The following is a 289-nucleotide window of genomic DNA, read 5'->3' as shown; positions in this document are numbered from 1 at the left end:
ATGGCCAGGTCGTTCGCCAAGCCCATGTCGCCGTCTCCGGTCTGCATATTCGGGCGGAACGCCGGATGAAAAGATGAAAAGTCTGGAAGGGGTTGTTCCAGTGTCAGCGAGCGAACTTTATCATCGTGAATGCTCCGCTCTATTTTGGAGAAATTGCGCGCTTTTTCTTCGCAGTCGAGCGCGTTCTTCCGCAGCACCTGAATGAAATTGGCAACGTCGGAGCGCGTGGTGCCGATAGTGGTCATGGCCAATATGGTATTGCGCGTGGTCTTGTTGATCTGGATATCGC

Annotated in this window: 1 pseudogene; it reads right to left on the bottom strand. The window is 53.6% G+C overall.

Features of this window, described 5'->3' with window-relative positions:
- Positions 1-289, bottom strand: a pseudogene (locus tag EOD29_RS31265) (ornithine decarboxylase); the annotation flags it as partial.

The organism is Mesorhizobium sp. M1A.T.Ca.IN.004.03.1.1 (genome assembly GCF_003997555.1).
Taxonomy (GTDB): domain Bacteria; phylum Pseudomonadota; class Alphaproteobacteria; order Rhizobiales; family Rhizobiaceae; genus Mesorhizobium.
This window is presented reverse-complemented; position numbering and strand designations above follow the sequence as displayed.